Consider the following 11,962-nt stretch of genomic DNA (forward strand, 5'->3'; position numbering starts at 1 on the left):
TGTGATAAAAATTGCCCCATCAATCCTAGCTGCCAACTTTTCAAAATTGGCTGAAGAAGTAAACGAAGTCGAACAAGCTGGTGCAAAACTGATTCACATTGATGTTATGGATGGCCATTTTGTTCCAAATATTACAATGGGTCCGATTGTGGTTGAAGCTTTAAGACCAGTGACAAAATTACCTTTAGACGTACATTTAATGATTGAGAATCCAGATAATTATATTGAATCATTTGCAAAAGCTGGTGCTGATTATATAACAGTTCATGTAGAAGCGTGTCCACACTTGCACAGGACGATTCAATTGATTCGCTCTTTTGGAGTGAAACCTGGCGTTGTATTAAATCCACATACGCCGATTGAAACAATCCAGCATGTATTGGAAGACATTGACATGGTCCTATTTATGACAGTAAATCCTGGATTTGGCGGTCAAAAATTTATTCACTCTGTCATTCCAAAAATAAAAAAATTATCCGACATTATTAAAGAGAAAGATTTAGCTATCGAGATTGAAATAGATGGTGGCATTACTGCAGAAACGATTGTTCCATGTGCAGAGGCGGGTGCAACGATTTTCGTAGCGGGTTCAGCTATTTATAATCAACAAGACCGTACAAAAGCACTCCAAGATATTCAACAAGCAGGCGAACGAGCGATACGTGCATGAAAACGATTGTGATATGCGCTGGAGGTCCAATTGAAGAATTGGCCGACCTTCAGCCGTTCAAATCTTCGGAGGATATTCTTTTTATTGGAGCGGACAAGGGTTCAATGTATTTACTTAATGAAGGCATCATTCCAAATGTAGCTGTCGGAGATTTTGATTCACTTTCTAAAGAAGAACTTACGGATTTAAGAAAGAGAGTTGCTTTAGTAAAAGTAGCATCTGTGGATAAGGATGAAACAGATACAGACTTAGCCATTGCTCACTCACTCGATTTTGCACCACAAAAAATCGTGGTAACGGGTGTAACTGGAGGGCGATTGGATCATTTTATTTCTGTGCTCAACAGCGTTTATCGCAATCAAATAAACAATCCACAAATTCAATTTATTATTCTTAACAAATGGAATGAAATGCGTTTGTTAACACCAGGCACTACAAAATTAATGAGAAATTCGGAATTGCCCTTCGTGTCTTTCTTTGCCTTTCATGACATAGTCGAGCATATTACACTTACTGGTATGAAATATAATGTGGACAATGAAACCATAAAAATAGGCAGTTCTCGTTTTACAAGTAATGAAGTATTGGACGAACACGGGTCTATCTCCTTTGCATCTGGCATATGTTTATTAATACGTAGCTCAGATTGATAAGAAGGAGTGAAATCATGCGTGTGTATACGTTTAGATTACCGAAATTTGTGAGTGGGTTTGCAAGAATGTGTTTAGGTTGGATGAATAGCGAAGATAAACCGAAGAGGAAAAAAGAAAAAATGCTTGACTGACATTTGTCAGTCAAGCATTTTTTTTGAGCGAATACTATACGCGCTCAACTTTGCCAGATTTCATTGCTCGCGCAGAAACCCAAACACGTTTTGGTTTACCATCTACAAGAATACGAACTTTTTGTAGGTTAGCTCCCCAAGTACGTTTTGTTTTATTCATAGCGTGAGAACGCGCATTACCAGCACGAGACTTACGCCCTGTGATTACACATACTTTTGGCATTATATTTCCTCCTCAAAAAAAGACGCTGAAAGATTTTTTTCAGTTCGTTATTTCACATACTTTAATAATTTACCACATTGTGTTTTTCTTTGCAACCAATTTTGATTTGCCTTTCAAGAAAAAAACCTTTACAGACGAATACAGGAGATTGTTAACGTTTTCTTTTATTGCGAGACAATTTGTAGTACAATTAAGGGTAGTCAAAAAGGACTTATAAGGAGGCATTCTATATGTCAATTGAATTGAAAAATGAATTCGGCCAGATTGATATTTCAAATGATGTCGTAGCTCAAATTGCAGGCGGAGCAGCGATTGAATGTTACGGGATTGTCGGAATGGCGTCAAAACACCAAATTCGAGACGGTTTGACGGATATTTTACGAAAAGAAAATTTCGCAAAAGGCGTACTAGTACGACAACATGGCGAAGATCTTCACATTGATATGTACATTGTGATCAGCTACGGCACAAAAGTTTCAGAAGTAGCTTATCAAGTTCAATCAAAAGTAAAATACACACTAAATAAAACATTAGGACTTGCAGTGAAATCAGTAAATATTTACGTTCAAGGAGTTCGTGTTACGAACCCATAAGAGGAGGAAGTAGGATATGAAGTCTTTAGACGGAATTCAATTTGCAGAAATGGTGAAAATGGGTGCCCATCACTTATTCCAAAATGCAGATTATGTGGATGCGCTAAATGTCTTTCCTGTTCCCGATGGTGATACGGGAACAAACATGAACTTATCAATGTCTTCTGGATCAAAAGAAACAGAAGCACATGCAGTTGCTCATATTGGAAAAACAGCACAAGCACTTTCAAAAGGATTATTAATGGGAGCTCGTGGAAACTCTGGTGTTATTTTGTCTCAGCTTTTCCGTGGCTTTGGAAAAGATGTTGAAACAAAATCAACGTTAACTGCAAAAGACTTTGCTCATGCTTTCCAACACGGTGTGGATATGGCATATAAAGCTGTCATGAAACCTGTTGAAGGTACCATTTTAACAGTAGCAAAAGATTCAGCGAAAAAAGCTGTAGAAGTAGCTGAACATGAAGACAATATAATAGTAGTAATGGAAGAATTGTTGAAAGAAGCACAAGCATCTCTAGAGAGAACGCCTGATTTACTTCCTGTCTTAAAAGAAGTAGGAGTTGTCGATTCTGGTGGACAAGGACTTGTATACGTCTATGAAGGATTTATCGCTTCAATGAAGGGCGAAAAATTACCTGAAAAAACGTCTGCACATTCTATGGATGATTTAGTAAGTGCTGAACATCATAAAAAAGTTCAAGGCTTTATGGATACAGCAGACATAGAATTCGGTTATTGCACAGAGTTCATGGTGAAGTTCATGCCAGAAAAAGTTGCACAAAATCCGTTTAATGAACAAGCTTTCCGTGAAGGATTAAGTCAATATGGTGATTCATTACTTGTTATTTCTGATAGCGAAATTGCAAAAGTACATATCCACTCTGAACAGCCAGGTAATTGTTTAGATTACGGACAAAAATTTGGTGATCTAATTAAAATCAAAATAGAAAATATGCGTCAACAACACTCTGAAATCGTTGGAGATGATTATAAAAAATCGGTTCCAACTTCTATCCCTGTTAAAAAACATCCATATGCGGTTGTTACCGTAGCAATGGGCGAGGGGATTTCAGAACTTCTTAAAAGTGTAGGGGCGAGTGCAGTAATTGAAGGTGGTCAAACGATGAACCCATCTACAGAAGATATCGTTAAAGCGATTGAATCTGTTGGCGCCGAGAAAGTGCTCATTTTACCAAACAATAAAAACATCATTATGGCTGCTGAACAAGCCGCTGAAGTAATTGGAATCGAAGCTGCAGTTGTGCCTACAAAATCAGTGCCTCAAGGAATGGCTGCAATACTAGCATTCAATCCTGAAGTGTCAGTAGAAGATAATAAAACAAAAATGACAGAAGCTTACGCTCATGTGAAAACTGGACAAGTTACTTTTGCTGTTCGTGACACCTCTATTGATGGCGTTGAAATTGCAAAGGATGATTTCATGGCGATTTCTGAAGGGAAAATAATTTTGGCATCGTCTTCACTAGAAGAAGTGTCAAAATCGTTAATCAAAGATTTAGTCGATGAAGATTCTGAAATCATTACTATTATATACGGAGAAGATGTTACAGAAGCAGATGCTAATGAATTAGCTGCATTTGTTGAAGAAAGCTTCTCGCATGCTGATGTGGAAGTATACAACGGAAAACAACCATTGTATCCTTATATCATCTCAGTCGAATAAAAAAACACAGCAGTGAATCGCTTCGGTTCACTGCTTTTTCTTTCAACTATGTAAGCGGATACTTTTATATAAGAAACTGTTAAAATAACTGTTGATTTCCGTTACGGGCGGACGCTTTCCGCTGGCAGTCCGTGAGCCTCCTCGCTCGCGTGAAAAAACTGTGCTCCTGCGGTTACTCGTCGCAAACGAGTTGTGAGAAAGCCCAACTCGCTCCCTGTGGGGTCTCACCTGGACATGCTTATCCCGCTGGAGTCGCCGCCTTAAACTACAATCACTAAATTGAACAGTAATAGATAACATAGACTCGTCGCAAAGACATTGACTTAATACTGTATGGCCAATGTCCTACCTGAGGGATAGCGAGACAGTCAAGATCCCCGCAGAAAACGAGTTGTGCAAAATCGCTTTTGCACAACTCGGTTGCGAGTGTAGCTAAGCAATACATGAGCACCGATTTTCATAACTAGGAGTCTTGGCACTAATCTTAGGAAAGCGTACCTGTTTTGCGGAATATCAACAGCAATAGTTAACATAGCTTTGTTTTAAGCGTTATTGTGATGTAAGATGTAGGGAGAAATTTGAAACGAAGGGGTCTTCAAAATGAAGTTTAAATCAGTTTTTGATATTATTGGTCCAGTAATGATTGGACCTTCATCTTCGCATACTGCAGGGGCAGCGAGAATTGGTTTGGTGACGCGTGAATTATTCGGTCGACAACCAACATGGGCGAAAATATATTTATATGGATCTTTTGCAGAGACTTACAAAGGTCACGGAACGGACATCGCCATAATTGGTGGATTACTAGGTTTTGATACATTTGATGAACGCATTAAAACATCGTTCGAACTTGCGGAAGAAGCGAGATTGACGTTTGAATTTATACCGGAAAGCGGTCATACTGAGCACCCGAATACGGCACGTCTTGTAATCGGTGATGAGTCAGGTGAAATGGAACTAATCGGAGTTTCAATTGGTGGAGGAAAAATCGAAATTAGTGAATTAAATGGATTCCCTTTGCGCTTATCAGGAAATCATTCGGCTATTCTAGTCGTGCATGATGACAAACCTGGTAGTATCGCAAAAGTAGCTAGTTGTTTAGCAGAACAAAATATTAACATTGGCCACATGGAAGTATCACGTAAAGAACAAGGGCAAATGGCTTTGATGGTTATTGAAGTTGATCAGCCGATTGAAGATGAAGTACTTCAACAAATCGCGCTATTACCGCATATTACTCAAGTAACGAAAATTTCAGATTGAGGAGGGTTTATAAATGAAATTCTTATTCCGTAATGTAAAAGAATTAGTCGAATTAGCGACAACTGAAAATAAATTAATCTCTGAATTAATGATAGAACAAGAAATGCTAGTTACGAGAAGAAGCCGTGAAGATATTATGAAGCAAATGGATACAAACCTTACTGTAATGGAACAAGCAGTGGAAAAAGGGTTGAAAGGTGTTCATTCCACATCAGGCTTAACTGGTGGAGATGCTGTACTTCTTCACAATTATATGAAAAAGGGCAATACACTTTCAGGAGCATTATTAATCGACGCAGTTAGTAAAGCTGTAGCGACTAATGAAGTGAACGCAGCAATGGGAACTATTTGTGCAACACCAACTGCAGGTTCTGCAGGGGTGGTACCAGGTACTTTATTTGCTGTGCAAAATCAATTGAATCCAACACGTGAAGAAATGATTCGTTATTTATTTACTTCTGGAGCATTTGGATTCGTCGTAGCAAACAATGCATCGATTTCTGGCGCTGCCGGTGGATGCCAAGCTGAAGTAGGTTCAGCTGCTGCAATGGCTGCTGCTGCCATTGTCGAAATGTCAGGTGGTTCTCCTCAGCAATGTTCAGAGGCTTTTGCCATTTCAATGAAAAACATGTTAGGACTTGTTTGTGACCCTGTTGCTGGATTAGTTGAAGTTCCATGTGTGAAACGTAATGCGATGGGTGCTGCTAATGCATTAGTTTCTGCTGATATGGCACTAGCAGGTGTTACAAGTCGTATTCCATGTGATGAAGTAATTGACGCAATGTTTAAGATTGGGCAAACTATGCCAAGTGCATTAAAAGAAACGGCACAAGGTGGTTTAGCTGCAACTCCAACAGGGAGAGCACTAGCAGAAAGAATTTTTGGTGCTGACTTTGTAAAAGGTGTATAGTAAACAGCTTCAGTCCGTAAACAGCATAAAAGGCGTTGGTGGAGAAACAGAAAAAACCTTAGCCGATATGGGAATTCTTACGTTGCAAGATCTCGTCATGACATTCCCATATCGTCATGAAGATTTTCGTTTAAAAAACATTGCAGAAACACCACATAACGAACGAGTGACAGTAGAAGGAAGGGTCGAAAGCGAGCCTTCTATTCTTTTTTTAGGCAAAAATAAATCACGTTTACAAATCCGACTTCTTGTTGGGCCACATTTAATCAAAGTTGTGTTCTTTAATCAAGCGTACTTAAAAAATAAGATAACGAGCGGGCAAATCGTAACAGTCACAGGAAAATGGGATCGTGGTCGCCAAGCGATTAGTGCAACTCATTTTTCTTCAGGCCCCAAAACAGACCAAATTGATTTTGAACCTATGTATAGTTTGAAAGGTTCTCTTCATCAAAAAACTTTCCGCAAATTTATGCATCAGGCTTTGCAAGAATTGGGTACAGATATCGAGGAATGTTTACCACATGAAATTAGAGAATCATATAAACTTTTATCCGTGTTCGAAGCACTTGAAGGTGTTCATTTTCCAAAAGATGCTGAACATGTCAAACAAGCTAGAAGAAGATTTGTCTATGAAGAGTTATTGATGTTCCAATTGAAAATGCAAGCGATTAAAAAAGTACGTAAAGAACAAAATCCAGGCATTCCGATTGCTTACGATATTCAGAAATTAAAAGATTTGATAGCAACTTTACCATATGAGTTAACCGCAGCTCAGAAACGTGTGGTTAATGAAATATGTAAAGATTTAAAAGAACCTCATCGCATGAATCGATTGCTTCAAGGAGATGTAGGTTCTGGGAAAACGGTAGTAGCGGCTATAGCATTGTACGCTGTTATCACGGCTGGTTTCCAAGGGGCATTAATGGCTCCGACAGAAATTTTAGCAGAGCAACATGCTGATTCTTTGCATGAATGGTTAGCTCCAATGGGCATTCGCATCGCGTTATTAACGGGTTCTACCAAAACGAAAGCTCGTAGGACTCTGCATGAACAACTTCGAAATGGTGAAATCGATTTACTTATTGGTACACATGCCCTAATTCAGCCAGATGTGGAATTTCGTCAACTTGGACTCGTGATTACTGATGAGCAGCATCGATTTGGTGTTGAACAAAGACGTGTATTAAGAGATAAAGGCATGAGTCCTGACGTGTTATTTATGACCGCAACACCGATTCCTCGTACGCTAGCTATTACGGCATTTGGGGAAATGGATGTTTCTACCATCGATGAAATGCCTGCTGGTCGAAAAGAAATCGAAACGCATTGGGTCAAAAAGGAACTCTTTGATGAAACCATTAAACGAATGGCAAAAGAACTGCTAGAGGGTAAACAAGCGTATGTTATTTGTCCTCTTATTGAAGAGTCTGATAAGCTTGATGTCCAAAATACGGTTGAAGTGTATGAACAATTATCTTCCATATTTCATAATAAATTTAAAGTAGGTCTTATGCATGGTCGCTTGCATTCGACTGAAAAAGATGAAGTGATGCGAGCGTTTAGTGAAGGGCAAATTCAAGTTCTTGTCTCCACAACGGTTGTAGAGGTTGGAGTAAATGTGCCGAATGCTACCTTTATGGTTATTTACGATGCTGAACGTTTTGGACTAGCACAACTTCATCAACTTCGTGGCCGTGTAGGCCGTGGATCAGAGCAGTCGTATTGTATATTACTTGCAGATCCGAAGTCAGAAGAAGGGAAAGAGCGTATGATTTCTATGACCGAAACGAATGACGGTTTTAAATTGGCTCAAAAAGATTTAGAACTTCGAGGTCCAGGTGACTTTTTTGGTCGCAAGCAAAGTGGGATGCCCGAATTTAAAATGGCTGATTTGGTTCATGATTATCGAGCATTAGAAACTGCGAGACAAGATGCTGAGAAATTTCTTGCTTCAGATGAGTTTTGGACGAGTGAGGAGACGATGTGTTTGCGTACTTACTTACAAAACTCGGGCGCCTTAGAGGGAGATAGAATAGATTAATAAGAATGCTGGGACTGTTTAAAAAGGTCATACTTTTAGACAATCCTTGCATTCTTTTTCTTGTATTTATATACTGATAATAGTACCAAGTGCTAATATCGGATGGTGAACCTATGAAACGCTCAAAAAAGGAACGACAACAACAATTAATCAATACTATTAAAAATAATCCATTTATCACAGACGATGCCTTAGCAAATCAGTTTACAGTCAGTGTTCAAACGATTCGCTTGGACCGTTTAGAGTTGTCGATACCTGAGTTGCGTGAACGTATTAAACACGTAGCCTCTAAATCATTTGAGGATGAGGTTCGTTCTTTACCTTTAAGTGATGTAATTGGGGAAATGGTAGACATTGAGCTGGATGAACGAGCAATTTCAATATTTGACGTTAAATCAGAACATATATTTCAGAGAAATCAAATTGCGCGAGGACATCATTTATTCGCTCAGGCTAACTCCTTGGCTGTAGCAGTTATCAATGATGAATTAGCGCTAACCGTTAAATCTACTTTATCATTTGTAAAGCCAGTTAAATTAGGCGATCGGGTCATCGCAAAAGCATTTGTAACCCGAAACGATCAAGAAAAAAACCGCACATTTGTCGAAGTCACATCAACTGTTGAAAATGAGATTGTTTTCGAAGGGCAGTTTGAAATGTTTCGAGCGAATGAGGCAAGTAAAGGTGAATTAAAATGAAAATAGCTGTAGACGCAATGGGTGGAGACCACGCACCGAAAGAAATCGTGGAGGGTGTCTATTTGGCACTCGAAAAATTTGAAGATATTCATATTTTATTATTTGGACATGAGGAAAAGGTAAAACCTTATTTTAAACCACATGATCGATTAACGATGATTCATACAGAAGAAAAAATTGAATCAGACGATGAACCTGTTAGAGCAATTCGTCGAAAAAAAGATGCCTCAATGGTGCGAATGGCTGAAGCTGTGAAAACAGGCGAAGCTGATGCATGTGTATCTGCCGGAAATACGGGAGCACTTATGGCTGCCGGTCTTTTTATCGTAGGACGAATTGAAGGAATCGATCGCCCTGCACTTGCGCCTACATTACCAACAGTCGATGGACAAGGTTTCGTCATGTTAGATCTTGGCGCGAATTCAGATGCTAAGCCTGAACATTTGGTGCAGTTCGGAATTATGGGAAGTATTTACGCAGCGAAAGTTCGTGGAATCGAATCTCCACGTGTAGGCTTACTCAACATTGGTACGGAAGAAACGAAAGGCAATGAGTTGACTAAATTAGCCTTTACTCAGTTAAAGCAGGCTCCAATTAATTTTGTAGGAAACGTAGAATCTCGTGATTTACTATTAAATGTAGCTGACGTCGTGGTAACGGACGGCTTTACAGGAAATATGGTATTAAAAACAATTGAAGGTACCGCAGCTAGTTTCTTTAGCATGTTAAAAGAAGTGTATGGGGCTTCAACAAAGTCGAAAATCTCTGCCTATCTCGTAAAAGATGATTTGAGAGGTTTGAAAAATAAAATGGATTATACCGAATATGGTGGTGCTGCTTTGTTTGGTTTAAACGCACCTGTCATAAAAGCACATGGTTCTTCAAATGCAACTGCAGTAATGAACGCAATCCGCCAAGCCCGCACAATGGTTGAATTTGACGTCTGTGGAACCATTCACTCAACAATAGCAGGAGGCAAAACACAATGACCAAGATTGCATTTATTTTTCCTGGACAAGGTTCTCAAGCTGTAGGGATGGGAAGCGAACTAGTTCACTCAAACGAAGGAAATAAAAAGTTTTATGATAAAGCGGATGACCAGTTAGGTTTCGCCTTATCTAAACTGATGCTAGAAGGACCTGCAGAAGAATTGACCTATACATACAATGCCCAACCAGCGTTGTTGACAACAAGTACGATGGTTTCTGAACTTCTCCAAGCAGCTGGATTAAAACCTGACTATACAATTGGTCATAGTTTAGGAGAATACTCAGCGCTTGTTGCTTCGGGGGTAATGTCATTTGAGGATGGCGTGAAAATCGTTCATCATAGAGGTTTGTTCATGAATGAAGCGGTACCGGCAGGAGAAGGTGCGATGGCGGCGATATTAGGTATGCAATCAGATGAGTTGAAAGTAATTACGGATCATGTTACTTCACAAGGCGATGTAGTTCAATTAGCCAACTTGAATTGTCCAGGTCAAATTGTTATTTCTGGAACTAAACAAGGTGTAGAGAAAGCTTCTGTACAAGCTAAAGAAGCGGGAGCTAAACGTGCGATACCATTAGTTGTAAGTGGGCCATTCCATTCGGAATTAATGCGTCCGGCAGCCTCGAAGTTGCAGCAAGCGTTAGACCAACTCGAACTGCATAACACAGATGTGCCTGTTATTTCTAATGTAACAGCAAGTCCGGTAACTACAGCAGAAGAAATGAAAGAATTACTCGTTCAACAATTATATTCTCCTGTACGTTTTGAAGAATCGATTCGTCACTTGATGGACTTAGGTGTCAACACGTTTATTGAATGTGGACCTGGCAAGGTATTGAGTGGATTAGTGAAGAAAATTGATCGATCTGCAGTTATTTATGCAGCTTATGATTTAGAGACAATTGAACAAGTGATTGAAGCATCGAAGGAGTGGTCGTAATGGGGAAATTGAACGGAAAGACAGCAATCGTAACTGGGGCTTCTCGCGGGATTGGAGCCGAGATTGCCAAGTACTTGGCAAAAGAAGGCGCACGTATTGCCGTGAATTACAGTGGTAGTCAGGCAAAAGCCGAAGAAGTTGTGAACGAAATTACGGCAAACGGTGGAGAAGCATTTGCTATTCAAGCAAGTGTAAGTGATGCCGAAAGTGTATCAGCAATGATTTCTGAAACAATGAATCGTTTTGGTAGCATTGATATCCTCGTTAACAACGCGGGTATCACACGTGATAACTTATTGATGAGAATGAAAGAAAACGAATGGGACGACGTTATTAATACAAATCTAAAAGGTGTGTTTTTATGTACGAAAGCTGTTACACGCCAAATGATGAAACAACGTTCTGGACGAATTATTAATATTTCTTCAATCGTTGGTGTGTCTGGTAACGCTGGTCAAGCTAACTATGTAGCTGCAAAAGCTGGAGTTATTGGTTTAACGAAGACAACAGCTAAAGAATTAGCGAGTCGTAATATTAATGTTAATGCGATTGCTCCAGGATTTATTACGACGGAAATGACAGATGAATTACCAGAAGATGTGAAAAATCAAATGCTTACTCAAATCCCACTAGCTAAATTGGGTAGTCCTCAAGATGTTGCAAAAGCTGTTGTGTTTTTAGCTTCTGAAGATTCAAACTATATTACTGGCCAAACACTGCATGTAGATGGTGGCATGGTTATGTAATTGCCCCTATCAAGTAGGCGTGGTTTTTTGTATAATCATTGAGGGGAGGTGACTTTAGTGGCAACTGTAATAGAGCGCGTAACAAAAGTAATCGTAGATCGTTTAGGTGTAGACGAGAGCGAAGTAAAATTGGAAGCTTCTTTCCGAGATGATTTAGGTGCTGATTCATTAGATGTAGTTGAACTTGTTATGGAATTAGAAGATGAGTTCGATATGGAAATTTCTGACGAAGATGCTGAGCAAATCAGTACTGTAGGAAGTGCAGTAACTTTTATTGAAAGCAAACAAGGATAAGCAATTATTCCATTGCGAGACGTGGAAGACATTCACATGAATGATCTTCTGCGTCTCTATTTCTTTTTGCACAAAGGACGACAAACGAGTAAAATAGACGGTAGGTATTAAAGGAAGGCAGATTAC

Annotated in this window: 14 protein-coding genes; 13 read left to right on the forward strand and 1 reads right to left on the reverse strand. The window is 39.4% G+C overall.

The features are described from left to right. Position 1: 1 nt before the first annotated feature. Genes rpe through spoVM form a run of 3 tightly spaced genes read left to right on the forward strand, consistent with a single transcriptional unit; the run spans position 2 to position 1,454 of the window. Positions 2-670: a ribulose-phosphate 3-epimerase gene (gene rpe, locus WBG45_RS14365; RefSeq protein WP_424415624.1), complete on the forward strand. Its 669-nt coding sequence runs from the start codon at positions 2-4 to the stop codon at positions 668-670. Then, positions 667-1,320: a thiamine diphosphokinase gene (locus WBG45_RS14370; protein WP_424415626.1), complete on the forward strand. Its 654-nt coding sequence runs from the start codon at positions 667-669 to the stop codon at positions 1,318-1,320. The genes rpe and WBG45_RS14370 overlap by 4 nt, the downstream gene beginning before the upstream one ends. Positions 1,321-1,337: 17 nt before the next feature. Next, positions 1,338-1,454 (forward strand): stage V sporulation protein SpoVM, encoded by a 117-nt coding sequence (gene spoVM / locus WBG45_RS14375; protein WP_424415628.1) that lies wholly within the window; start codon positions 1,338-1,340, stop codon positions 1,452-1,454. Between the two features lie 34 nt (positions 1,455-1,488). On the opposite strand, the gene rpmB is transcribed toward spoVM, so the two are convergent. Continuing rightward, positions 1,489-1,677 (reverse strand): 50S ribosomal protein L28, encoded by a 189-nt coding sequence (gene rpmB / locus WBG45_RS14380; RefSeq protein ID WP_024535039.1) that lies wholly within the window; start codon positions 1,675-1,677, stop codon positions 1,489-1,491. Between the two features lie 230 nt (positions 1,678-1,907). Between rpmB and WBG45_RS14385 the strand changes: the two genes are divergently transcribed. The 10 genes from WBG45_RS14385 to acpP all read left to right on the forward strand — a co-directional run bounded on the left by WBG45_RS14385 (position 1,908) and on the right by acpP (position 11,836). Further along, entirely contained in the window at positions 1,908-2,270 is a 363-nt protein-coding gene (locus tag WBG45_RS14385; RefSeq protein WP_108584597.1) for an Asp23/Gls24 family envelope stress response protein, read from the forward strand. A gap of 16 nt (positions 2,271-2,286) precedes the next feature. Then, positions 2,287-3,954, forward strand: a complete 1,668-nt coding sequence (locus WBG45_RS14390) for a DAK2 domain-containing protein (RefSeq protein ID WP_424415631.1) — start codon at positions 2,287-2,289, stop codon at positions 3,952-3,954. 600 nt (positions 3,955-4,554) lie between these two features. Next, positions 4,555-5,217, forward strand: coding sequence for an L-serine ammonia-lyase, iron-sulfur-dependent subunit beta (sdaAB, locus tag WBG45_RS14395; RefSeq protein WP_424415633.1), 663 nt, complete (start codon positions 4,555-4,557; stop codon positions 5,215-5,217). Positions 5,218-5,230: 13 nt separating this feature from the next. Next, positions 5,231-6,127 (forward strand): L-serine ammonia-lyase, iron-sulfur-dependent, subunit alpha, encoded by an 897-nt coding sequence (gene sdaAA, locus WBG45_RS14400; protein ID WP_024535035.1) that lies wholly within the window; start codon positions 5,231-5,233, stop codon positions 6,125-6,127. Further along, positions 6,120-8,168, forward strand: a complete 2,049-nt coding sequence (gene recG / locus WBG45_RS14405) for an ATP-dependent DNA helicase RecG (protein ID WP_424415635.1) — start codon at positions 6,120-6,122, stop codon at positions 8,166-8,168. Before sdaAA ends, recG begins: the two co-directional genes overlap by 8 nt. Before the next feature lie 113 nt (positions 8,169-8,281). Continuing rightward, the gene (gene fapR / locus WBG45_RS14410; protein WP_424415637.1) at positions 8,282-8,866 is read left to right on the forward strand and encodes a transcription factor FapR; all 585 of its coding nucleotides are present in this window, start codon (positions 8,282-8,284) and stop codon (positions 8,864-8,866) included. Continuing rightward, entirely contained in the window at positions 8,863-9,855 is a 993-nt protein-coding gene (plsX, locus tag WBG45_RS14415) for a phosphate acyltransferase PlsX (protein ID WP_424415639.1), read from the forward strand. The genes fapR and plsX overlap by 4 nt, the downstream gene beginning before the upstream one ends. Further along, positions 9,852-10,796: an ACP S-malonyltransferase gene (fabD, locus tag WBG45_RS14420; RefSeq protein ID WP_424415640.1), complete on the forward strand. Its 945-nt coding sequence runs from the start codon at positions 9,852-9,854 to the stop codon at positions 10,794-10,796. The genes plsX and fabD overlap by 4 nt, the downstream gene beginning before the upstream one ends. Then, complete coding sequence (gene fabG, locus WBG45_RS14425) at positions 10,796-11,542, forward strand: 3-oxoacyl-[acyl-carrier-protein] reductase (RefSeq protein WP_424415642.1); 747 nt, start codon at positions 10,796-10,798, stop codon at positions 11,540-11,542. The genes fabD and fabG overlap by 1 nt, the downstream gene beginning before the upstream one ends. A 57-nt stretch (positions 11,543-11,599) precedes the next feature. Continuing rightward, positions 11,600-11,836 (forward strand): acyl carrier protein, encoded by a 237-nt coding sequence (gene acpP, locus WBG45_RS14430; RefSeq protein ID WP_024535029.1) that lies wholly within the window; start codon positions 11,600-11,602, stop codon positions 11,834-11,836. Positions 11,837-11,962: the final 126 nt, after the last annotated feature.

The organism is Paenisporosarcina sp. (assembly GCF_049671445.1).
Classification (GTDB): domain Bacteria; phylum Bacillota; class Bacilli; order Bacillales_A; family Planococcaceae; genus Paenisporosarcina.

Excerpts from the sequence above, each read along its gene's own strand:
- WBG45_RS14370 (WP_424415626.1), top strand. The coding sequence starts at position 667 with ATGAAAACGATTGTGATATGCGCTGGAGGTCCAATTGAAGAATTGGCC.
- spoVM (WP_424415628.1), top strand. The coding sequence starts at position 1,338 with ATGCGTGTGTATACGTTTAGATTACCGAAATTTGTGAGTGGGTTTGCA.
- rpmB (WP_024535039.1), bottom strand. The coding sequence starts at position 1,677 with ATGCCAAAAGTATGTGTAATCACAGGGCGTAAGTCTCGTGCTGGTAAT.
- WBG45_RS14385 (WP_108584597.1), top strand. The coding sequence starts at position 1,908 with ATGTCAATTGAATTGAAAAATGAATTCGGCCAGATTGATATTTCAAAT.
- WBG45_RS14390 (WP_424415631.1), top strand. The coding sequence starts at position 2,287 with ATGAAGTCTTTAGACGGAATTCAATTTGCAGAAATGGTGAAAATGGGT.
- sdaAB (WP_424415633.1), top strand. The coding sequence starts at position 4,555 with ATGAAGTTTAAATCAGTTTTTGATATTATTGGTCCAGTAATGATTGGA.
- sdaAA (WP_024535035.1), top strand. The coding sequence starts at position 5,231 with ATGAAATTCTTATTCCGTAATGTAAAAGAATTAGTCGAATTAGCGACA.
- fapR (WP_424415637.1), top strand. The coding sequence starts at position 8,282 with ATGAAACGCTCAAAAAAGGAACGACAACAACAATTAATCAATACTATT.
- plsX (WP_424415639.1), top strand. The coding sequence starts at position 8,863 with ATGAAAATAGCTGTAGACGCAATGGGTGGAGACCACGCACCGAAAGAA.
- fabD (WP_424415640.1), top strand. The coding sequence starts at position 9,852 with ATGACCAAGATTGCATTTATTTTTCCTGGACAAGGTTCTCAAGCTGTA.
- fabG (WP_424415642.1), top strand. The coding sequence starts at position 10,796 with ATGGGGAAATTGAACGGAAAGACAGCAATCGTAACTGGGGCTTCTCGC.